The organism is Massilia sp. Root351 (assembly GCF_001425045.1).
GTDB lineage: Bacteria > Pseudomonadota > Gammaproteobacteria > Burkholderiales > Burkholderiaceae_D > Rugamonas.
Window position 1 is genome coordinate 205,832 of the sequence record NZ_LMDJ01000033.1, and the last position, 21,077, is coordinate 226,908.

Here is a 21,077-nt window from a genome sequence, read left to right on the forward strand (position 1 = left end):
TTAACCGCCAATCGGGACGAGACATGGCCGACAAGAGCAGCATGGCGCTGGATCAAGCGGGACGCGGCGACGCGCCGCGCAGCATAGCGGAACTGCCCGGACCGCAAGGCGCGCCGCTGCTGGGCAATCTGCGCCAGATCCAGCCCGGCCGCTTCCATCGCAACATGGAAGACTGGGCGCGCGAGTTCGGCCCCATCTTTCGTTTCACCATGATGAAACGCAGCTTCGTTGTGGTGTCGGACCGCGACGCCATCGCCGCCATCCTGCGCGACCGTCCTGACACCTACCGCCGCTCCTCGCGCACCGCGCGCATGCTGGAAGACGCCGGCACGCGCGGCTTGTTTACCGCCGAGGGCGAGGAATGGCGCCGCCAGCGCAAGCTGGCCATGCGCGCGCTGACGCCGGAAGTGGTGCACCGCTTCTTCCCCACGCTGGCCATGATGACCGAGCGCCTGTGCCTGCGCTGGAGGGCCGCGCTGGCCGCCGGGCGCGAAGTGGACGTGCTGCGCGACCTGAAGGCTTACACGCTGGACGTGACCGTCGGCCTGGCCATGGGACAGGACATCAATACGCTGGAGCACGAGGACAACCCGCTGCAGCGCGATATCGAATTCTGCTTCAAGCGCGTGGCGCGCCGCCTCACCACGCCGGTTGAATACTGGAAGGTGTTCAAGCTGCCGGTGGACCGGGAGGCCGACGCCGCCGCGGCGCGCATCCACGCGGCCATCGGAGGGTTCATCGCCCAGGCCCGCGCCCGCATGGCAGCCGATCCGTGCTTGCGCGGCAAGCCGTCCAATATGCTCGAAGCGCTGGTGGCTGCGCGCGACGAGGCCGATTCCGGCTTCAGCGACAGCGTGGTGATCGGCAACGCCATCACCATGGTGTTCGCGGGCGAGGACACCACCTCGAACACGGTGGCCTGGCTGCTCAACCTGCTGCCGCAGTCGCCCGCCGCCGTGGCGCTGGCGGCCGAAGAGGCGGACCGCCTGCTGGGAGGGGAGGCGGTGGCGCGCGACCCGCAACTGCTGGAGCGGATGGACTACCTGGATGCGGCCACGCGCGAAGCCATGCGCCTGAAGCCGGTGGCGCCGTTTATGGCGGCCGAGGCCAACGTGCCGACGCAGGTGGGCGGCGTCCAGATCCCTGCCGGCACGGTGATCTTCCTGATGCTGCGGCAGGCGGCCCAGCGCGCCGGCGGCTTTGCGCAGCCGGAGGCCTTCTTGCCCGGGCGCTGGCTGGCAGGCGCGGAGCACGGGGCGGACGCCGCTTCCGACCCGGCGCGCAAGCTGATGCCCTTCGGCGGCGGGCCGCGTTTCTGTCCGGGCCGCTACCTGGCCATGGCCGAGATCAAGATGGCGATGTCGATGATCCTGCATAACTTCGATTTCACGCTGCGGCCGGGCGCACCGCCGGTGGAAGAGTGCTTCACGTTCACGATGACGCCGAGCGCCTTGCCACTGTTGTTGCGCGTACGCGGCGCTTGACGGGACGCTTGGGGAGCGGATCATGTTTTTTGGCAACGTAGCCAAAAAATCATGCTAGGCTTGCGTCTTCGGCAACAGCCGGACCTAAAAAAACCATTGCAGCAGGAGACCCCATGCTTAAAAAAATCGCTATCGGCATCACTGCCATCATCGTCATCATTCTAGGCCTGGCGCTGGCCCAGCCCAACACCTTCACCGTCACGCGCAGCACCACCATCAAGGCGGCGCCGGAGAAGATCTATCCCTTGATCAGCGACTTCCACAACTGGAGCGCCTGGTCGCCGTGGGAGCACCTGGACCCGAAAATGGTGCGTACCTTCAGCGGACCGCAAAGCGGCGTGGGCGCCGTCTACGGCTGGGAAGGCAACGACCAGGTGGGCGCGGGCCGCATGGAGATTACCGGCGCCACACCGCCCGGCAAGATCGACATCAAGCTCGACTTCCTGAAACCGTTCGAGTCGCACAACACCACCGTGTTCACGCTGGCGCCGCAGGGCGACAGCACCACGGTGACGTGGAGCATGTCCGGCCCGAGCGCCTTCATCACCAAGCTGATGGGCGTGTTCGTCAGCATGGACAAGATGGTGGGCCCGGACTTCGAGAAGGGCCTGGCCAGCATGAAGGCGGCGGCGGAGAAGTAAAACGCGGTTCGCCCGGCCGGGATATACTGGACGCATCCAACGCCCAATGCGGAGGTTCGCCATGCGGAAGTTCCCGATGTGTATCCCGAGCCGGGTGTTGCAGCTGATGTTCGCCGCCTGCATCCTGTGCTGCGCGGCAGCCGGCAAGGCCGCTCCGGTGCGGGCCGACCATCCCATCGTGGGCGTCTGGCGCTTCGTGCTGCCGGACGGCTCCTGCCAGGAAATGTACCGCATGCGCGCCGACGGCACGGCGCTGATCACCAGCGCGGCCGAAGTGGCCGAGACCGAATTCGTCATCGACGACCAGCCCGACAAGAACGGCTTCTACAAGACCTCCGACAAGATCGTCAAAGACAACGGCAAGCTCGATTGTTCCGGCCAGGTCACGGAAGTGGGGCGCACGGTGGCCAGCTTCATCCTGTTCCACCATACCGGCAATATGTTCCTGATGTGCCTGGAGGCCAGCATGGACGCCTGCCTCGGCCCGTTCGTGCGCGTGCGCGGCGAAGAAACCTAGCGCTGCCCGCGCCAGGCGCCCGGATTCACGCCGGCCCACTCCCGGAACGCGTGGTTGAACGCGCTCTGCTCCTGATAGCCGAGCAGGAAGGCGATATCGACCAGGCTCAAGCCCGGCTGCCGCAAATAGTCCCTGGCCAGCGCGAAGCGCGTCTGGTCCAGCACCTGCTGGAAATTCACGCCGGCCTCGCTCAGCTTGCGCTGCAAGGTGCGCGGCGACAGCCCCAGTTCTTCCGCAATCGACGCCAGCCGCACCTGCCCCCGCGACAGCCCGCGCACAATGGCCGCCCGCACCTGCGCAGCGATGCCGGCGTCCGCCTGCGCGCGCTGCTTGAGCAGCTGCTCCGCGTGCTGCTGCAGCACCGGATACATGCTCACGTCCGCGTTCGGCACCGGCCACACCAGCAGCTGCGCGTCGAACGTGGCGCGGTTGGCGTCCGCGCCGAATTGCGGCATGTCGCCGAACACGCGCAGGTACTCTGCCTGCAGCGCAGGCTCGCAACCATGCACCAGCTCGAGCCGGGCCGGCGGCAGCGGCGCGCCCGCCAGCCAGTTGCCGAACACGCGGATGCCGGCGAACACGCTGTCGGCCAGGTGCCGCGTGGCGCCGGGAAAGCGGCTGTGCCAGGTGTAGCGCGCCAGTCCGTCTTCAACCTGCAGGCTGGAACGTCCCAGGTCGTGCGCCAGCTGCTCGTAGCGTATGGTCTGCTCGAAGGCGTGGCCGAAATCGCGGCAGCTGAGCAGGATCAACCCATACACGCTGTAGGTGCCCAGCTTCACCCGCTCGCCCACGTGCAGGCCGAAGTGCGGATCGTGCGCCAGCGCGGCGGCCAGGTCCAGCAGGCGCACGTAGTCCGCCGCCTGCAGGGATTCCGGCAGCGGCGCCAGCGCGCCGGGCGCCAGGCCGGCGGCCTGCTCGAGCGCCTGCGGCGTCACGCCGCGCGCTGCCGCAGCCTCCAGCAAGGGCTGCAGGTAGGAGCCGGCCACGCGGCCGTGGTTGGCATGATCGAACAAGGCGTTTGTCATGAAAGCGCAATACCGGGGTCTGGTTTGGTCTTATTCTCTAGTCATCATTTTGGCCAGGTGCGCCAGTATAGCAAGCGGAGAAAAGAAACGATGAGACGTTGGAACGGCTGGGGCGACGATGCGGTCAACTTCGCGTTGGAGGCCGATGCGCTGGCTTTCCTGGCGCAGCGCATCGGCGCCGGCAAGGGCCGGCAGGACGCCACTTTCGAGCAGGCCTGCGCCACGCTGGCGCCCTCGCGCCTGCCTTGTCACCAGCTGATCGACACCAGCGCGCCGGTCCGGCTGCGCAACGCGCTGGGCCAGAGCCTGCCGGACTGGCTCAAGCTGCGCTACGGCCGCATCGGCACGGCGCCGGACGGCGTGGCGTATCCGGAAAGCCCGGAGCAGGTGCGCGAACTGCTGCAGTACGCGCAGCGCTACAACGTGGCGGTGGTGCCGCACGGCGGCGGCACCAGCGTGGCCGGCCACTTGACGGCGGGCGAGGGCGCGCAGCCCACGCTGGCCGTGAACCTCACCCGGCTGTGCCGCATGGCGCACCTGGACCGCGCTTCGCAACTGGCCACCTTCGGGGCAGGCGTGTACGGCCCCGACCTGGAAGCGCAGCTGCGCGCGCACGGCTACACGCTGGGCCACTTCCCGCAGTCGTTCGAGTATTCCACGCTGGGTGGCTGGGTCGTCACGCGCTCGTCCGGCCAGCAATCGCTGCGCTACGGGCGCATCGAGCAGATGTTCGCCGGCGGCTCCTTGGAAACGCCGGTGGGGCGGCTGGAGATTCCCACTTTCCCGGCGTCGGCCGCCGGCACCGACCTGCGCGAAATCGTGCTCGGCTCCGAGGGCCGCATCGGCATCCTGACCGAGGCGGTGGTGCGGGTGTCGCCGCTGCCCGAATATGAGGCCTTCCATGCGGTGTTTTTTGCCGACTGGACGCACGCCGAGACGGCGGTGCGCGAGCTGGCGCAGGCCAGGCTGGGCTTGTCCATGCTGCGGCTGTCGAACGCGCTGGAAACCACCACCATGCTGGCGCTGGCCGGCCACAAGAGGTTGATCGGACTGCTGGAAGGCTGGCTGTCGCTGCGCGGCTGCAAGGAAGGCAAGTGCATGCTGATGCTGGGCGCCAGCGGCGCCAAGCCCCAGGCGCGCGCCGCCATCTCTGCGGCGCTGCGCATGGCGCGCCGGCACGGCGGGGTGCACGTTGGCCGCAAGATGGGCGACAAGTGGAAGCAGAACCGCTTCCGCAATGTCTACCTGCGCAATGCGGCGTGGGAGCACGGCTATGTGATCGATACGGTGGAAACGGCGGTGGACTGGCCGCTGGTGGAACCCACCATGCGCGCGGTGGAAGCTGCCGCTGCCGAGGCGCTTGCCGGGCACGGCGAGCAGGTGCACGCGTATACGCACCTGTCGCACCTGTACGCACAGGGCGCCAGCGTGTACAGCACCTTCGTGTACCGGCTGGCGGGCGACTATGACGAGGACCTGGCGCGCTGGCGCTCGCTCAAGCAGGCCGTCAGCCACGCCATCGTCGACTGCGGCGGCACCATCAGCCACCAGCACGGCGTCGGCAGCGACCATGCGCCGTATCTCGCTGAGGAGAAGGGCGCGGCGGGAATCGCGGCCATGCAAGCCATCTTCCGCCATTTCGACCCGCAGGGCATCATGAACCCCGGCAAGCTGCTGCCGAAGGCGCAGACATGACTGGCGCCGCCCCTCGCGGCGGGGCCGATGGCGTCGTGGACGACGCTGGCGGCGCCGGGGAAGCCGGCCATTGGCGGCCAGGTGGCCGCGCCGCGCTGGCCGGATTGCTGGCGCGCGACTGGGACTTGCTGATCGTCGGCGGTGGCATCACCGGCGCGGGCATCCTGCTGGAAGCATCGCGTCGCGGCCTGAAAGCGCTGCTGGTGGAGCAGCGCGACTTCGCCTGGGGCACGTCCAGCCGCTCGTCCAAGCTGGTGCACGGCGGCTTGCGCTACCTGAAAGAAGGCAAGTTCGCGTTGACGCGCGAATCCGTGCACGAGCGCGAAAGCCTGCTGCGGGAAGCGGCCGGCCTGGTGGAGCCGCAAAGCTTTGCATTCGGCGATTACGCCGGCCGCAAGCCCGGCCGCCGCACTTTTCTGGCCGGCCTGGCCATCTACGACCACATGGCGGGCCAGCGCGCCCGCCACTACTATCCGCGCGACGAATTCCTGGCGCTGGCGCCCAACATCAGCAGCGAAGGCCTGCAAGGCGGTATGTGCTATACCGACGCCAAGACCGACGACGCCCGCCTGGTGATGCGCGTGCTGCAGGAAGCACAGGCGCTGGGCGGCACGGCGTTCAACTACCTGTCCGTGCAAACGCTGCTGCGCGGCGACGCCATCCATTGTGGCGATGGCAGCCCGCGTGGAGCCGGCGCCGGGGCAGCGGCCGGCCGCGTGCGCGGTGCCAGGTTGCGCGACGAGATCGGCGGCGCCGAGCACGAGGTCAGGGCGCGCGTCGTCATCAGCGCAACCGGCGCATGGGCCGACGCGCTGCGGACGCCATGCGGCGCGCAACCCGGAGCCCAGGGCGGCGCAGGTCGGCGCTTGCGTCCGCTGCGCGGCAGCCACCTGGTCCTCCCCGCATGGCGCTTGCCGCTGGCGCAGGCCGTGAGCCTGATGCATCCGGCCGACGGACGTCCCGTGTTCGCTTTCCCTTGGGAGGGCGTCACGCTGGTCGGCACTACCGATGTCGACCACCGCGGCGACATGAAGTTCGAAGCCGCCATCACGCGCAGCGAAGTCGACTACCTGATGGCCGCCTTGCGCAGCCAGTTCTCCCAGCTCGATCTGCAGGAAGCCGACATCCTCGCCACCTACGCCGGTGTGCGCCCCGTGATCGACAGCGGCCAGGCCGACCCGTCGAAAGAAACCCGCGAGCACGCGTTGTGGCTGGAAGACGGCCTGCTGACCGTCACCGGCGGCAAGCTCACCACCTTCCGCGTGATCGCGCTGGACGCCTTGCGTGAGGCGGCAGCCATGCTGCCTGCCTGGCAAGCGGACTTCTCGCCGCAGCCCATCTTCGCACCACCCCCGGCGCTCAGCCACGGTTATGGCTTCGGCCATGGCCACAGCCTCCCCGCAGGCCAGGCCCAGCGCCTGCAAGGCCGCTACGGCGCCCAGGCCGCTGCGCTGCTGGCATGCGCGCGCCGGGGCGAGCCGGACGACTCTCCGGATGCGCAGCCCGGTGAACTCGCCCTCATACCCGGCACCGCCAGCATCTGGGCGCAGCTGCGCTGGGCCGCGCGGCACGAAGCCGTGCAGCACCTGGAAGACCTGCTGCTGCGCCGCCTGCGGATCGGCCTGCAGCTGCGCGGCGGCGGCGTGGAGATCCTGCCGCGCGTACGCGCCATCTGCCAGCAGGAACTGGGCTGGAGCGACCACCGCTGGGATGCCGAGCAGGTCGCCTATCTGGCATTATGGAAAACTCACTACAGCTTGCCCGCATAAACATGTCCGGTCCCTACACCCTCTCCATCGACAACGGCACACAAAGCGTGCGCGCCCTGCTGTTCGACCTGGACGGCAACCTCGCCGCCAAAGCGCAAGTCCATCTCCAGCCCTACTACTCGGACCACCCCGGCTGGGCCGAGCACAAGGCCGACGGCTACTGGAACGCCGTCAGCATCGCCTGCCAGCGCCTGTGGCAAGAATCCGGCATCGACCGCGCCGACGTGAAAGGCGTAGCCGTCACCACCCAGCGCGGCACGGTCATCAACGTGGACAGGGATGGCAAGCCGCTGCGGCCCGCCATCACCTGGCTGGACCAGCGCCGTACCGATACCGTGCCGCCCATCGGCCCGCTGTGGAAGGCCGCCTTCAAGCTGGCGCGCGTGGAAGGCACCATCAACTACTTCCGGCGCGAAGCGGAAGTGAACTGGATCGCCGCCCACCAGCCGGACATCTGGGCGCAGACCAGCAAGGTGCTGCTGCTGTCCGGCTACCTGAATTTCCGCCTGTGCGGCCGCTTTGTCGACTCCATCGGCTCGCAGGTGGCCTACCTGCCGTTCGACTACAAAGGCCACAAGTGGGCCGGCGCGCGCGACTGGAAATGGCAGGCACTGGCGGTGCGGCGCGAAATGCTGCCGGAGCTGGTGCGGCCGGGCACGGTGATCGGCGCCATCACGGCCGAAGCCGCGCTGGCCACCGGTATCCCGGAAGGCACGCCCTTGGTGGCCGCCGCTGCCGACAAGGCCTGCGAAGTGATCGGCGCCGGCTGCCTGGAACCGCACATCGGCTGCCTCAGCTTCGGTACCACCGCCACCATCAACACCACCAACACCAAGTACATCGAAGTGACGCCCTTCATCCCGCCGTACCCGTCGGCGGTGCCGGGCGCCTACAGCACCGAAGTGCAGATCTTCCGTGGCTACTGGATGGTGAACTGGTTCAAGGAGCAGTTCGGCCACCTGGAACAAGCCACCGCCACCGAGAAGGGCACGCCGCCCGAAGCGCTGTTCGACAAGCTGGTGAACGCCGTGCCGCCCGGCTCCATGGGCCTGATGCTGCAGCCATACTGGAGCCCCGGCATCAAGGTGCCGGGGCCGGAAGCGAAGGGTGCCATGATCGGTTTCGGCGACGTCCACACGCGCGCCCATATGTACCGGGCGATACTGGAAGGCCTGGCCTATGCGCTGCGCGAAGGCATGGAGCGCATCCAGAAGCGCAGCGGCGTGCCGGTGACGGAATTGCGCGTCGCCGGCGGCGGCTCGCAAAGCGACGCGGCCATGCAGCTCTCGGCCGACATCTTCGGCCTGCCCGCCGCGCGCGCCCACCTGTACGAAACCTCCGGGCTGGGCGCCGCCATCTGCGCCGCCGCCGGCCTAGGCCTGCACGCCGACTTCGCCGCCGCCATCAAGGCCATGACGCGCCCTGGCCGCGTATTCCACCCGGTCGAGGCCAACCGCAAGACCTACGAGCAGCTGTATCAGCGCGTTTATCTGAAAATGTACAAGCGCCTGCAGCCGATGTACCAGGAGATCGCCGACATCACGGGCTACCCTGAAGCACTGTAGCGCGCGCACGCGTCAAATGTGCGGCAAGAAATTGTTGAATATAGTAAATTGCCAAATATTCAATAATTTCTCAATGAAACATGCAAGCTGCAATTGCGCAAATCTCCGCCGCGCTGGCGCAATACTCAAGTGAAACCCGTCTTTACGCCCTGGTGCTGGAGGATGGACCGGATCTGCTGGTCGAGGCCTTTGCCGCCGACGACGAACTGCAAGGCACCGGCCCGCGCGACGTGATCGTGCTGTCCACCGACGCCCATCTGCAGGCTGCATCCCTGCTGGGCCGGTCCGCGACCCTGGAACTGAGCCTGGCCGACGGCACCCGCACCCGCTTCAGCGGCGACGTGACGCAAATGGCCGCGCTAGGCAGCAACGGCGGCTTCGCCCGCTACCGGCTGCGGCTCACGCACTGGGTGTGGCGCCTGGGGCAGGTGCGCAACAGCCGCGTGTGGCAGGACAGGAGTGTGCTCGAGATCGTCGACGAGGTGTTCAGCGCCTACCAGCCTCTGGCGCGCTGGCGCTGGCGCTGGAGCGACGAAGCCGCGCCCTTTATGGCCGACGCCGTCCCGCGCAGCTACTGCTGCCAGTACCGCGAAAGCGACCTGGCCTTCATCGAACGCCTGCTGGCGGAGGAAGGCCTGGCTTGGCGCTTCGAACAGGATGACGATGGCGCGCAGATGGTGCTGTTTGCCGACAGTAGCCAGCGCTGCGCCGTGCCGGAAGACGCCAGCAGCGAAGCCTGCGGCGGCATCCGCTTCCACGGCGCCCGCGTGGGCGAGCAGCAGGACACGATCCAGTCGCTCCAGGCCAGCCGCGCGGCCTGCGTCTCCCTCACCACCTTGCTCAGCTACGACTACAAGGCCAAGCGCGCCGTAGGCGCCAGCGCCATGTCGCGCCTGAAAACGGCAGGGCTGCTGGCGCTGGAAAACTACGACGCGCCCGGCCAGTACCACTACGCCAGCGGCGCCCAGGCGCAGCGCTACGCCGACTTGCAGATGCAGGCCCGCGAAGCGCGCAGCCAGCCCTGGCGCGGCCGCTCCACCGTGCGCACTCTGCGCGCGGGCAGTTGCGTCGCCGTGACGCAAGGCCCGCTGCGAAGCGGTGCGCCAACTGGGGACGCCGTTCCCGTCTACACCGTGCTGCGCGTGCGCAGCGTGGGCGTGAACAACCTGCCGCTGCCCGCCGTGCAGGCGCTGGCCGAACTGTTTGGCCCCATTCCCGAACTGCTGCTCGAAGCGGTGCCGCCGGAAGATGCTGGCGACTACGCGCAGACGATCGCGCAAGCGATCGGCAGCGGCTACGCCAACAGCTTTGACGCCATCGCCAACGAGCTGCCATGGCGCCCGCTGCTGTCGGGCAGCGGCGGGTGCAGCCACCCGCGTCCCACCGCCGGCGGCGCGCAAAGCGCCATCGTGGTCGGGCTCGACGGCAGCGACAGCCCCAACGGCGTGGACGAGATCCACTGCGACCGCCTGGGCCGCGTGCGCATCCGCTTCCACTGGCAGGACAGCGGCGACGCCACCTGCTGGGTGCGCGTGGCGCAGCGCTCGGCCGGCGGCGGCATGGGCAGCCAGTTCCTGCCGCGCATCGGCCAGGAAGTACTGGTACAGTTTCTGGAAAACGACATCGACCGTCCCATCATCGTCGGCGCGCTGTACAACGGCCAGGGCGAAGGCGGCGTGGCGCGCACGCCGGCCGGCCAGCCGGAGCAGGGCAATGCAGCGCAGCCCTTCGGCAAGGCGCATGACCATGCGGTGTCCGGCCAGGGCAACCTGGCCGGCGGCAACAGCCCGCTGTGGCACGGCGCCTCGGCCGACACGGCTGGCCATCGCAGCAACGCCGCGCAGTGGGGCGTGCGCAGCAAGGAGTTCGGCGGCAGCGGCTACAACCAGCTGCTATTCGATGACACCGACGCGCAAGGCCGCGTCCAGCTCAAAAGCAGCCACGCGGCCACCGAACTGACGCTGGGCCACCTGCTGCACAACGCGGACAACTACCGTGGCAGCCTGCGCGGCCAGGGCGCCGAACTGCGCACCGACGCCTACGGCGCCGTGCGCGCCGGCGCGGGCCTGCTGGTGAGCAGCTACGGCCTGTCCCACGCGGCCGGCGCGCGTGAGCCGGTGGGCGACAACGCCGCCGGCATCGCGCTGATGAAGCAGGCGGCCAAGCTGGGCGAAACCTTCAGTGAAGCGGCCAAAAAGCACGAGACCGTGGCGTTGGCCAGCCACATTGGCGCCGCCAAGGCGGCATCCAGCACGCTGGACGACAAGGCGGCGCCGCTGCCCGCCATGCTCACCGCCGTCTCCGGCATGGTGGCGAACGACGCGCTCGGCGCCGCCAAGGCCGACGCTGCCGACAAATCCATCGCCCCCGCCGACAGCAAACTGCCCCACAGCACGGACGCGGTGATCGCCATCTCCGCCAAGGCCGGGCTGGGCGTGACGGCGGGCCAAGACCTGCAACTCGCCAACGGCGAGACCGCCACCGTGATGAGCGGCGCCGACACGCAGTTCACCACCGGCGGCCAACTGCGCGTGCACAGCCAGCAAGCCATCGGCGTGCTGGGGGGCGCGGTGGCGGCGGGCGAGGGCGGCCTCGGCATGCAGCTGATCGCAGCCAAGGACGCGATCGACGTGCAGGCGCAGGCGGACATTTTGAAGGTGCAGGCGCGCGATGGCATCCAGCTCACCAGCGTCGGCGCGCATGTGGATTGGGCTGCGGCCAAGCGCATCACGCTGTCTACTGCCGGCGGCGCCAACATCACCATCGATGGCGGCAACATCACGGTTCAGGCGCCCGGGAAGATCGTCATACACGCGGGAAAAAAGAGCTTCAACGGTCCGGGAAGGGGAGACTACCCTCTGCCCAAATTGCCGAGCAGCGAGCCTGTGTGTATCGAATGCCTGCTGAAGGCTCTGAAATCTGGCACTGCATTAGCGATGGTATGAAATGAAAAAAAACGATTTCTATGCCCAAGACCCGATCATGGTGTCAGCCGCAATCGACACGCTGGGAGTGCTGACCGCCGCGCAGCCCGATCTGCATTGGGCCGCTCTGATCGATTCGGCCTTCGACTATCCAGCCGGTGCAACTTTGCCGTATGCCGCAGGGAGCATCAACTGCTATACGGCAGATGAATTCCAAGGACTGCAGAAAGCTGCTCCCTGGCTGGTGCCGATACACGGCGACTACCGATCCGAGGCGCATTTTCGCAGCATATTGCGCCACTGTGCTGCGCGGCCCATGATCAGTTTCCTGGCAAGCCGCGTTCCGCTGGCCGAATTAAGTGAACATTGGCGTTCCCTGCATCGGGTAAGCGTAGTGGATCAGCAAAAAATGCTGTTGCGGTTTGCCGATACCCGCGTGCTGTCGGCACTGCCAGATATTCTCGCCCCAAGCCAATGGCTCAGCTATTCCTCTCCGCTTGTCCATTGGCTTGTGCTGGAAAGAACCGGAACCTTCACTCAGATACCGTTGGCCCCCGCTGGCGCTCTGCCTGACCAGTCCATCAAGTTGAGTGAGCCGCAGGTCGATGCATTGCTTATAGCGTCTCAGCCGGATGCGATTATCGAGCTGTTAAAAAACGCGATGTCGGATGTTGTTCCGGACTCCCTCAGAAATTCTGAGTTCTATGAATTGATAAGTGGCAGCTGCCAGCTTGCCGCCTCACATGGCATTGAATTGTTTGCGGATGTGTTTTCCTTGGCGGTCGCCGCCTGCCTTACCATGGGGGAAACCAATCGGAGTTCCGAGGTCGATGCGCTGTTGCGCGCCAGGTGCTGGCCGGCGGGAGACCTGGGCGACATGTTGGTAGCGGAGGGACTTGTGTAATGCGATTGAAAGAAATGTGCGACATGATCATACGATATTTTTGTTTTTTAGCGGTGTGTCTGGCTTTTTCAGGATGCCAGCCGAGGACGACGGGCGTCAGTGTGACGGGGTATAACCATATGGAAGGAGTACCCATCTACTCCTTTTCTGTTAATGGTGGAGCTGGCGGGGGAAATCTCGAGGGCGGGGCTGGCGGAGCGGAAAGCTGCTGCATTGCCCTTCCCAATCAATGGCGCCCCGGGCTAAGGGCGAAAATTGCTTGGGAATATGACACCTATCAGGACGACCCCGCACCGCCTTTGGCTTCCCAGTCCGTGGAGGTTGATGTGCCTACATACACCAAGCCGGGTACGTTTCAAGTGCATTTCTACCCAGGTCATAAGGTCCGGGTAGTGGTGTCGTCTTGTCGGCCCGGTCATTCCTTTTATCCCATGAGCAAAGAAGAGCTGCTTCCATGGACTCCACGGGAGACTCAGGAAGAAACCAAGGCCGCTGCTAAAGGAGGTTGGAAAAATGAGTGCTAGCAGTCCGCAGCCGGCGCACAATCCGGAGATTGCAAACACGCGGGCGTCTCTGCGGCCGTTGACCAGCCGCGAGACCATGCAGCGCGCCAAGGCAGTAGCAGCCGCACAGCCGCAGACCGGCGCGCTAAAGTGCTCTGGGCAAATATTCTGCGGCATTTTCTTCGATGGGACTGGCAATAACGAAGGCGTTGATTACAAAAAAGTGCAGGACAATCCTTCGGAGCAGCAGCACAGCAACGTGGTGCGCTTGTATCACTCTTATCCCCAGGACGTGCAGCGCGCAACGGATCGTTATTTCTCGCACTATGTTCCCGGCGTCGGGACGGCCTTTCCTTCGATAGGTGACGCTGGAGGAACGCTGGGTACCGGCATGTCCTGGAATGGCGAACCTCGCCTGATCTGGGGGCTGACGCGGCTTTTTAATACAGTCAGCCTGTATGTCTCGGATCAGGAGTTAATCGACGAAACTAAGAGTGGCAACATCGCGAACGCAGTCGGTGGCATTGGGTCTATGGAATTTCATCGGCAGCATGTCTTCAAAAGTTACTGGATGGCGAAGCTGAAAGAGAAACTCGCCAATCGCTCGCGCAACTTTCCTGCGCCTGAGCAGATCAATCTTTCCGTCTTTGGATTTTCCAGAGGCGCCGCTGAAGCGCGTGCCTTCGTCAACTGGATGTACGCCCTTTGCGATGAGGTTGACGGCGGCTATCAATTCGCAGGCATTCCGCTGCGCGTCGAGTTCCTGGGAATCTTTGATACGGTGGCGTCGGTGGGGATCGCAGGCGGGTTCACCAGCGGTTTGCTGGGAGTGGAGGGCCGCCAGTCGTGGGCGAAGAACAATATGCAAGTGCATAGGGGCGTCGAGAGCTGCCTGCACATCGTCGCCGCGCACGAAGTGCGCGCGACGTTCCCGGTCGACTCGGTTCGCATCGACGATCGATACCCGCCCAACGTGAAGGAGTACGTGTATCCCGGCGCCCATTCCGATGTTGGCGGAGGCTATCATCCCAAAGCGCAAGGCAAAACGGACGCGCTTGCACGCATCCCCGGCTTTGAAATGTACTGCGCTGCAATGGCAGCAGGCGTACCGTTCAAAGCGCTAAAGGATATGCCTGGGAAGACAGCGCGCGCGTTGGTTCCGTCACGTGCCGCCATCGATGCGTTCAGCGCGTATTGCAAGCATGCCAGAGTGAGCGCCGGGCCCGTGGAGCAGATGATGCGCGACCATATGGCGCAATACTTCAACTATCGCTATCACGGACGGCGTGTAAGCGGTAGCGCGTCCGCGGCAGCACATTACTATGACCGGAGGTTCTTCAAGCGCGCTACTGCAGACCAGGAGTTTTTGCGGGACACCCAACAGTACTTTATCGCCATTCTTGCGGCGGTGTCCATGACGCTGGAACACTACATCAAGAGGCGCACCTCTTTTGACCAGTACTTTGGCCAGCCGTTTCAGAACGACGGTTCGTCGTTGCCAACGGTGCTGCAGAACTTTGGCAAGATCATGCTTAACAGGCTGGGCGCGCTGGACGATCGCCTGGACACCGGAGATACCGATAAGCTGGCGCATCATGTGCATGAGAAAGTCGCACAGTGGCGCACGTGGCTTGAAGATCGCCAATCGCCGTTTCTGTTGGACGAAGATGCCCCGGAGCGTGACATTCTCAGCGTAGTCACGACGCTCGTTGAGACGCCACAGCATGCGGACGTTGTGAGCTTTTTTGACGAGTGGGTACATGACTCGATCGCCGGCCTGGCCAAGGATAAAGTCAATGAGTTCCTGCTGAACGGAATCGGTATCGCGAAGTTCCGCAGGGTATATTTTGGCGATCGTGGCGACGCCCTTTTGCGACAAGCGGTAGAAAAACAGAACGCTGAGCGCAAAAAAATTGCGGACGCCAAAAGGGCGCAGCGCAGGCAATGGGACCTGGAGTCGCGGGAGTTTCAGCGTACGCGCTGGTGACCTCGGACTCGCACTGGAGACAAAAATGAGCAAGCTTGAACCAGCCATCAAACTGGCGGTGGACGCCCACTAGGGACAGTACGACAAGGCGGGCAAGCCCTACATCCTGCATCCGCTACGGCTGATGATGCAGTGCGAAACCGAGGCTCCTCGCATCGTCGCCGTGCTGCACGAGGTGATCGAAGACTCCGACACCACACCGGCCACCTTGCGAGAGCTGGGTTTTTCGGACGAGATCATCGGGGCACTGGCTTGCCTGACCAAGCAAAAAGGCGAGGACTACTTCGCCTTCATCACACGCGCGATGTCCAATCCGCTCGCGCGCAGGGTCAAGGAACTGGACTTGATCGACAATATGGATGCCTCCCGCCTGACCGAACTCACCGATGCGGACGCAGTGCGCATGCGCAAGTACATCGCGGCGCTGTCAAAATTGAGGGGCTGTGCATAACTCCAGCTGCGAGAAAATTGAGCAGGATAACTTTTCCGTTTGAAAACATGGGCTTAGCTATCGCCGGGAAGGCTTGTTAACAAGCTTGTCCACAGTTTCTGTTAACAAATGATAGCGACCTCGGCCATTAAGTTTGTGCCCCGTCTGTGCATAACTCAACATTGCGCGATTTTTAAGCAGGATAAATTTTTCCTTTAAAAACAGACACTTGATGCATGGCGGTCAGGCTTCTTAACATGCTTATCCACAGAATCTGTTAACAAAGTCGGGCCCGCTTAGCCGGCGCTGCGCAGGCGCTCTTCGGACAGCAGTTCGATGCTGCGGTAGCCGATGTGGATGGCCCCCAGCTCTTCCAGCAGCTTCAGCTCTTTCGACAAGGTCTGGCGCGAAATCCCCAGCATCATCGCCAGCGCTTCCTGCGACACGGGAACGCGCGGGCGCACCGAGTTGGCCATGGCCGCGTCGCCGCGCGCCAGCAGCAGCAGGCGGCGCACCACGCGCGCGCGGGTGCTGCGCAAGGTCACGTCCTCCATCATGCTGTACATCATGCGCAGTCGCGTGGCCAGCAGGGACGCCACCGCGCGCGCGAACGCCGGCCGCTCCATCAGCGCCTGGAAGGCCTCATGCGGCAGCACCAGCAGCTCGGACGCGCCGATCGAGGTGGCGTCGTGCGTGCGCGGCAGGCTGTCGATCAGCGAGATCTCGCCGAACCACGTGCCCGGCTCGATCACGCCGAGGATGGCTTCGCGCCCGTCCTCGCGCAGGGTGGACACTTTCAGCGAGCCGCGCAGCACCGCGTACAGGCCGCCGGGCGGATCGCCCTGGCGGAACAGCATCTCGCTGCGCCGCAGCCGCACCGGCTCGGCGCCATGCAGCATGGCCTCGCGCAGGTCGGCGGGGAGGGTGGCGAACCAGGGATTCGCGTCGAGGATGGCGGAAGGCATGCACTGATTGTAAAGAAATTGACAGTCTCCAGTCCAGCGCGTCGCGATACTAGCGCAAACAACACAGGAGACACCCATGAACATCCCATCCGTACAACACCTCGTCAGCCCGGAAGAATGGCAACTGCGCGTGGACCTCGCCGCCTGCTACCGGCTGGTGGCCATGCATGGCTGGAGCGACCTGATCTTCACCCATATCAGCGCCCGCATCCCCGGCCCCGAGCACCACTTCCTCATCAACCCCTACGGTTTGATGTTCGACGAGATCACCGCTTCCTCGCTGGTGAAGGTCGACCAGAACTGCAACAAGCTGATCGAGTCGCCCTTCCCGGTGAACCCGGCCGGTTTCGTCATCCACAGCGCGGTGCACGCCGCGCGCGAGGACGCGCAGTGCGTGATCCACACCCACACCCGCGCCGGCGTGGCCGTCAGCGCGCAGAAGTGCGGCGTGCTGCCGATCTCGCAGCAATCGACCTTTGTGCTGGCATCGCTGGCCTATCACGACTACGAAGGCGTGGCCTTCCGCGACGAGGAAAAGCCGCGCCTGCAGGACGACCTGGGCCGCGCCAACTTCCTCATGCTGCGCAACCACGGCCTGCTCACCTGCGGCGCCACCATCGCGGATACCTTCCTGGCCATGTACATCTTCGAGTCGGCTTGCCAGATCCAGCTGGCCGCGCAGGCGGGCGGCGAGCTGGTGCATGTGCATCCGCAGATCGTGCAAGGCGTGGCCGAAGCCATGCGCGTGCAGACCAGCGGCATGGGCGGCGCCTTCGCCTGGCCGGCGCTGATACGCAAGCTCGACAAGCTCGACGCGGGCTACCGCACCTGATACGCTGCGCATTCCAATAATAAAGACAGCGCGCCGCGAAAAGCAGCCGCAGGAGACCAGGCCATGCAAGGCGAAATCGTATCCACAGTGCTGCTGCCGGCGTCGCTGGCGTTCATCATGTTCTCGCTCGGACTCGGGCTCACGCCGGGCGATTTTTCGCGCATCGTCAAGCAGCCGCGCGCGCTGCTGGTGGGCGTGCTGTGCCACTTTGTGCTGCTGCCGCTGGTGTGCTTCGGCATGATCCAGGTGGCGGGGCTGACCGGCGCGTTCGCCATCGGCTTCATGATCCTGGCCGCCTGCCCGACCGGCAGCACGTCCAACCTGTTGACCTACATCGCGCGCGGCGACGTGGCGCTGGCGCTCAGCTTCACGGCCGTGGCCAGCGTGCTCACCATCTTCACCTTGCCGCTGGTGGTCAGCTTCGCGCTGGACCATTTCACCGGCAGCGGGCAGGCCGTGTCGGCGCCGGTGGGGCAGATGATGGGGCAGATCTTCCTCATGCTCGGCCTGCCGGTATCGGTCGGCATGTTCGTGCGCCACAAGCACACCGCCTGGGCCATCGGCTTCGAGCCCAAGGCGGCCAAGGCGGCGACGCTGCTGTTCGTGATCATCGTGCTGGCGGCGGTGGCCAAGAACTGGGTGCTCCTGCGCGACAACTTCGCCACGCTGGCGCCGTTCGCGGTGTGCCTGAACCTGCTGATGCTGGGCTGCGGTTTCGGGGCCGCCTGGCTGGCGCGCCTGTCGCGCCGGCAGTCGGTCACGCTCGGCATCGAGACGGCGGTGCAGAACGCCACGCTGGCGCTGGTCATCGCCAGCACCATGCTGAAGCAGGACGCCATGGCCATCCCGGGCGCCGTGTACGGCGTGCTGATGTACGCCGGCGGCCTGCTGTTCGCGTTCGCAATGCGGCGCTTCACGGCCGAGGAGCCGGCGGCTGTGCACGCACCGGCGTCGTCCGCCGCCCGGTAAGCTACTGCTCGCTGCGGGGCTAGCTGGCGGCGAGGTTCTTGAGGGCGTCGCTGGCGGAGGGGCTGGCTGTGCTGGACTGGACCTGGTTGCGGCCGCCTTCCTTGGCCGCGTACATGGCGCGGTCGGCGGCGACGAACAGGGCTTCGGTGTTTTCCATCTGGTGCGGGTGGATGGTGGCCACGCCCACGCTCAGCGTAATCCACGGCGAGGTGATCGAGCGCGGGTGCGGCAGTTGCAGCGCTTCCACGTGGCAGCGGATCGATTCGGCCAGCGCCAGCGCGGAGTCGGCGTCGGTCTCGGCGAACAGCAGCACGAATTCCTCGCCGCCGTAGCGCGCCGCCAGGTCGGTGGCGCGCAGGGCGTGCGCGTTGATGGCTTGCGCCACCTGCTGCAGGCAGACGTCGCCGGCCGCGTGGCCCAGGCTGTCGTTGTAGAGCTTGAAGTGGTCCACGTCCAGCACCACCAGCGACAGCGGCGAGCCGCTGCGCGTGGCGCGCTGCCATTCCTTTTCCAGGAAGGTGTCGAAGTGGCGCCGGTTGGCGATCTTGGTCAGCGGGTCCACCATGGCGGCGCGCTGCAGCGCGTCTTCGGACATCTTGTGGTGCGTGATGTCGTGCAGCAGGCCGATGAACAGCGGCTGGCGCATGAACATCGGCGTCAAGGTCAGATCCATGCACACCGAGGTGCCGAATTTGTGGCGGATGATCACTTCGCGCGTGCCGTGGCTGTGCGCCGTTTCCGGGTTGGCGGCGTAGCGCCCGAAGTAGTCCAGGTATTCTTGCGCCACCAGCGGGTTGAGCAGGTCGAACACGGTCTTGGTGGCCAGTTCGCCCGGCGCATAGCCCAGGTATTTGTCGCAGGCCGGGTTGGTGAACTGGATGCGGCCGTCCGGCTCGATGATGAGCAGCCCTTCGGCCATCGAGTTGACGATGGTGCGCAGCCGCTCAGCCTGCTCTTGCTGGGTCTCGCTGTTCATGCGGATTTTCAGCTGGGTGCGCACGCGGGCGCACACTTCGGCCATGCGCAGCGGCTTGCCGATGTAGTCCACGCCGCCAGTGTCGAAGCCGGCCACCACGTCTTCCGCCTCGTTCTTGGCGCTCATGAAGATGATGGGGATGCGCGCCGTGAGCGGATTGGCTTTCAGCTGGCGGCAGGTTTCCAGTCCGTCGATGCCGGGCATGACCACGTCCAGCAGGATCAGGTCGGGGTGCACGCGCTTGGCGATCTGCACCGCGCGCTCTCCCGAAGTGGCGACAAACGTCTGGTAACCCTGCTCGACCATCATCTTGCGCAATACGCTCAGGTTGGCCGGTGCGTCGTCGACAATCAGGATCGCTGGGTCGTGTCGCGGGGAATAACTGGAACCGCCTGTGGTCATTACTCGTCGCCTGGGTAAGGGGTAACTATCTGTCTAAATCATACCGCTTTGCCAATTCAAATTGTAAAAAAATAAGAGTCGTTGCGGGCGAAAAAGGGACGAACGTCCGCTATTTTCCGTAATGTTGCTATTGCTGCCACGAAACACAGTAACTTCCGGTAACTTCGGCGATGCGCAAGGCAGTCCATGTTGTTGTTGGGCAACAGGATGGTGAAGGGCGGCTGGGGAGGGAGCGTGGGCGGCGAATGCGCCCACGCGGTGCTGCGGACAGAGGGGACAGCTTACAGGCGGTCGGCGATCAGTTTGCCCAGGATGGCCACGCCGGCGCGGATGCGTTCCGGCGGCACGGTTACGAAGGACAGGCGCAGCGTGTTGGTTTCCGGTTCATTGGCGTAGAACGGCGAACCCGGCACGAAGGCGACCTTTTGCTTGATGGCTTCGTCCAGCAGTTCCATCGCGTTGATGTGCTTCGGCAGGTTGACCCAGATAAACATGCCGCCTTCGGGCTTGGTCCAGGTGGCGCTGGCCGGGAAGTGTTCGGCCATGGCGTCCAGCATGCACTGGCATTGGTCGCCGTACAGGGTGCGGATGGTCGGGATGTGCTGGTCCAGGAAGCCGTCCTTGATCACTTCGTGCACCACCATCTGGGTCAGCTGCGAGGTGTGCAGGTCGGCGGCTTGCTTGGCCAGTTCCAGTCGGCGCACCAGCGCCAGCGGAGCGACCACGTAACCCAGGCGGATGCCGGGAGTGAGCACCTTGGAGAAGGAGCCCATGTAGATCACGCCGTCCGGGTTCATGGCCACCATCTTCGGCGCCGGGTCGCCCTTGTAGCTCAGGGCGCCGTACGGGTCGTCTTCCACCAGTGGCACGCCGAGGCGGGCGCAGGTTTCCACCAGTTCCAGACGGCGCTCGACGGACAGGCTGCGGCCGGTCGGGTTCTGGAAGTTTGGCAGCGCGTACAGCAGGCGCGCGCCGGCGGCCACGTTGTTCAGCGAGGACGGCACCAGGCCGTGCTCGTCGGTGTCGACCGACACGAAGTTCGGGCGGTATACCGAGAACGCTTGCAGGGCGCCCAGGTAGGAAGGCGTCTCCACCAGCACTTTGCTGCCTTCGTCGATCAGCACTTTGCCCAGCAGGTCCAGCGCTTGCTGGGAACCGGAGGTCATCAGCACTTGTTCCGGCACGATCTTGGCGCCGTTCTTGGACAGCGAATCGGCAATCCATTGGCGCAGCGGCAGGTAACCGTCGGTCGGGCCGTATTGCAGGGCCACTTTCCCTTGTTCGCGCAGCACCTTGTCGAAGGCCGCCTGCATGCGTTCCACCGGGAAGGTGGCAGGCGACGGCAGGCCGCCGGCAAACGAGATGATCTCAGGCTGCTGGGTTACCTTCAGGATCTCGCGGATGAAGGAACTTTGCATCTGGCTGGCGCGTTCGGAGAACTGCCACTGGAATGGATTGGGGTTTTCGATTTTCATACGGTTGCTCTCAG

The 21,077-nt window shown here is 65.2% G+C and carries 17 protein-coding genes; 13 read left to right on the forward strand and 4 right to left on the reverse strand.

The window, feature by feature from the left end; translation table 11 throughout:
• Positions 1 to 23: 23 nt before the first annotated feature.
• From ASD15_RS25920 to ASD15_RS25930, 3 genes are all read left to right on the forward strand, one after another.
• Positions 24 to 1,484 (forward strand): cytochrome P450, encoded by a 1,461-nt coding sequence (locus ASD15_RS25920; RefSeq protein ID WP_229418337.1) that lies wholly within the window; start codon positions 24 to 26, stop codon positions 1,482 to 1,484.
• Between the two features lie 113 nt (positions 1,485 to 1,597).
• The gene (locus tag ASD15_RS25925) at positions 1,598 to 2,125 is read left to right on the forward strand and encodes an SRPBCC family protein (protein WP_057157921.1); all 528 of its coding nucleotides are present in this window, start codon (positions 1,598 to 1,600) and stop codon (positions 2,123 to 2,125) included.
• A 61-nt stretch (positions 2,126 to 2,186) separates the two neighbouring features.
• The gene (locus tag ASD15_RS25930; RefSeq protein ID WP_229418338.1) at positions 2,187 to 2,642 is read left to right on the forward strand and encodes a hypothetical protein; all 456 of its coding nucleotides are present in this window, start codon (positions 2,187 to 2,189) and stop codon (positions 2,640 to 2,642) included.
• Here ASD15_RS25930 and ASD15_RS25935 read toward each other — a convergent pair.
• On the reverse strand, positions 2,639 to 3,667 hold the full coding sequence (locus ASD15_RS25935; RefSeq protein WP_057157923.1) for an AraC family transcriptional regulator: 1,029 nt from the start codon (positions 3,665 to 3,667) through the stop codon (positions 2,639 to 2,641). The genes ASD15_RS25930 and ASD15_RS25935 overlap by 4 nt on opposite strands.
• 90 nt (positions 3,668 to 3,757) lie before the next feature.
• Between ASD15_RS25935 and ASD15_RS25940 the strand changes: the two genes are divergently transcribed.
• From ASD15_RS25940 to ASD15_RS25970, 8 genes are all read left to right on the forward strand, one after another.
• Entirely contained in the window at positions 3,758 to 5,362 is a 1,605-nt protein-coding gene (locus ASD15_RS25940; RefSeq protein ID WP_057157924.1) for an FAD-binding oxidoreductase, read from the forward strand.
• Positions 5,359 to 7,131: a glycerol-3-phosphate dehydrogenase/oxidase gene (locus tag ASD15_RS25945; protein ID WP_082552154.1), complete on the forward strand. Its 1,773-nt coding sequence runs from the start codon at positions 5,359 to 5,361 to the stop codon at positions 7,129 to 7,131. The genes ASD15_RS25940 and ASD15_RS25945 overlap by 4 nt, the downstream gene beginning before the upstream one ends.
• A gap of 2 nt (positions 7,132 to 7,133) precedes the next feature.
• Positions 7,134 to 8,696, forward strand: a complete 1,563-nt coding sequence (locus tag ASD15_RS25950) for an FGGY-family carbohydrate kinase (protein ID WP_057157925.1) — start codon at positions 7,134 to 7,136, stop codon at positions 8,694 to 8,696.
• 80 nt (positions 8,697 to 8,776) lie between these two features.
• Positions 8,777 to 11,641, forward strand: coding sequence for a type VI secretion system Vgr family protein (locus ASD15_RS25955; protein WP_057157926.1), 2,865 nt, complete (start codon positions 8,777 to 8,779; stop codon positions 11,639 to 11,641).
• 1 nt (position 11,642) lies between these two features.
• Entirely contained in the window at positions 11,643 to 12,524 is an 882-nt protein-coding gene (locus tag ASD15_RS25960; RefSeq protein ID WP_057157927.1) for a DUF4123 domain-containing protein, read from the forward strand.
• Positions 12,525 to 12,643: 119 nt separating this feature from the next.
• Complete coding sequence (locus tag ASD15_RS33920) at positions 12,644 to 13,048, forward strand: DUF3304 domain-containing protein (protein ID WP_373888205.1); 405 nt, start codon at positions 12,644 to 12,646, stop codon at positions 13,046 to 13,048.
• A complete protein-coding gene (locus tag ASD15_RS25965; RefSeq protein WP_082552156.1) occupies positions 13,038 to 15,014 on the forward strand; it encodes a DUF2235 domain-containing protein in 1,977 nt (658 codons plus the stop codon). Before ASD15_RS33920 ends, ASD15_RS25965 begins: the two co-directional genes overlap by 11 nt.
• Positions 15,015 to 15,138: 124 nt before the next feature.
• The gene (locus tag ASD15_RS25970; protein WP_200954083.1) at positions 15,139 to 15,465 is read left to right on the forward strand and encodes a guanosine-3',5'-bis(diphosphate) 3'-pyrophosphohydrolase; all 327 of its coding nucleotides are present in this window, start codon (positions 15,139 to 15,141) and stop codon (positions 15,463 to 15,465) included.
• A 275-nt stretch (positions 15,466 to 15,740) separates the two neighbouring features.
• On the opposite strand, the gene ASD15_RS25975 is transcribed toward ASD15_RS25970, so the two are convergent.
• A complete protein-coding gene (locus tag ASD15_RS25975) occupies positions 15,741 to 16,409 on the reverse strand; it encodes a Crp/Fnr family transcriptional regulator (RefSeq protein ID WP_057157929.1) in 669 nt (222 codons plus the stop codon).
• A gap of 76 nt (positions 16,410 to 16,485) precedes the next feature.
• Here ASD15_RS25975 and ASD15_RS25980 point away from each other — a divergent pair, with 76 nt between their 5' ends.
• Both ASD15_RS25980 and ASD15_RS25985 read left to right on the forward strand, forming a co-directional pair.
• Complete coding sequence (locus ASD15_RS25980; protein ID WP_057157930.1) at positions 16,486 to 17,241, forward strand: class II aldolase/adducin family protein; 756 nt, start codon at positions 16,486 to 16,488, stop codon at positions 17,239 to 17,241.
• A gap of 63 nt (positions 17,242 to 17,304) precedes the next feature.
• Positions 17,305 to 18,210, forward strand: a complete 906-nt coding sequence (locus ASD15_RS25985) for a bile acid:sodium symporter family protein (protein ID WP_057157931.1) — start codon at positions 17,305 to 17,307, stop codon at positions 18,208 to 18,210.
• A 19-nt stretch (positions 18,211 to 18,229) separates the two neighbouring features.
• Here ASD15_RS25985 and ASD15_RS25990 read toward each other — a convergent pair whose 3' ends face one another.
• Both ASD15_RS25990 and ASD15_RS25995 read right to left on the reverse strand, forming a co-directional pair.
• Positions 18,230 to 19,588 (reverse strand): diguanylate cyclase, encoded by a 1,359-nt coding sequence (locus ASD15_RS25990; protein ID WP_057157932.1) that lies wholly within the window; start codon positions 19,586 to 19,588, stop codon positions 18,230 to 18,232.
• 281 nt (positions 19,589 to 19,869) lie between these two features.
• Positions 19,870 to 21,063 (reverse strand): PLP-dependent aminotransferase family protein, encoded by a 1,194-nt coding sequence (locus ASD15_RS25995; RefSeq protein ID WP_057157933.1) that lies wholly within the window; start codon positions 21,061 to 21,063, stop codon positions 19,870 to 19,872.
• Between the last annotated feature and the right edge of the window lie 14 nt (positions 21,064 to 21,077).